Source organism: Maribellus luteus, assembly GCF_003576475.1.
Taxonomy (GTDB): domain Bacteria; phylum Bacteroidota; class Bacteroidia; order Bacteroidales; family Prolixibacteraceae; genus Draconibacterium; species Draconibacterium luteum.
On the sequence record NZ_QWGR01000043.1, the window covers coordinates 1 to 1,411 of the forward strand.

Annotated in this window: 1 protein-coding gene; it reads left to right on the forward strand. The window is 31.2% G+C overall.

Annotation, left to right across the window (positions count from 1 at the left end):
- Nucleotides 1-239: 239 nt before the first annotated feature.
- Entirely contained in the window at nucleotides 240-1,307 is a 1,068-nt protein-coding gene (locus D1614_RS23585; protein ID WP_147384371.1) for a hypothetical protein, read from the forward strand.
- Nucleotides 1,308-1,411: the final 104 nt, after the last annotated feature.

Here is a 1,411-nt window from a genome sequence, read left to right on the forward strand (position 1 = left end):
AATATTTCTTCATCTAATCTACAGTTATGTAACTCATTATTTCTTAAATTGCATCCTTGAGTTACGCAGGACACACAACAGCATACAACATTTTGTATAAGTAATGGCAGGGAAAGTGCTAAATATCAAGGTTTGTAGCCCGCTCAAACTGCGTAGTGGTTTGACAGGAAAGTACCACGCAATCTGCCACTACTCATACAATTTACCGTTACCTGCCATACTGAACTAAAAACATGAACATGGAAAGTGAAAAAGACATTCTACTAAATGAATTCCTTGATAGATGGACATTGAAAAAAGTCAAAGCAATGACACTTTCCGAATATAATCAATTGGGAAATACTGATACTTTTTGTTATTGGGTTGAGCATAAAACAAAAAAGATTGCAAATATATCAGGTCCATCGACTTCGTTCAAATTTGAGATTTTTGAGAGAGAGGATAAAAACAAATCTTATAATACAACAGACTTTAAAAGAGATAATATCTATAGTTGGCGTAGTCGTGCTGGAAACACAAGAAAAGAAGCTTTCAATAAAACAAAAGCAGATATCATAAGAGTAATAAAATCTTCTTTAAAAGGTGATTTTAGAGACATTGATAGTAGAGAGATTCAACTTTCTCCTCTTTTTCGATGGAAAATTGCATTTCTATATTCTAATAAAAAGATACTTGCAATTTCAGATAGAATTGCAGTAAAATGGCTTGCAAGACAATTTGGAATGCCAAACTATAAAAATGCTCGACTGAGTATAGTCCATACTTTTGTTATGGCACAAATTCCTCGAAAGAATTTTTGGAAAGAAAATGAATTAATGTGGGAGATGTATAGTAAGTTTAAAAAGAATGGGCAATCATCTACAATAAAAACTCAGAAAACTAAAATAAGAAAAGGGACTGAAAAAAAAGAAACCAAAGGATATATTCGGACAGTTCAAATTAAAAAAGAAATTTTATTATCCAGAGAACACAATCAAATTCAAAATTCGGTCTATAAAAGACTGGTTGCTATTTATGATAAGGAATCTGTGAAGATGGAAAAAAACTTCATTGATATTCGTGTTGAGCATCAAGATAAAGTAGAATACTATGAAATAAAGTGTGACAATTCTGCAACACGTTGTATAAGGATGGCTTTAGGACAAATAATCGAATATGCGTTTAATGACAATTCATCCAAAAAGAAAGAAATTATTGTATTTGGGAACCATGAGCCCAATGGAGAGGAAGTAAAATACATCTCTCATATTAAGAATTTACTTCCTGATTTAAGGTTCAAATACATGTATTCAATAAACCAGATATGAATTATTTAAAGGAAAAAGTACGGCAGGTAACAAAGAACTAAGGTAAAAACCTAATATTTTGGTTATAATTTTTCTTTTCAAATTACTCTGCTATCTATGGGAGT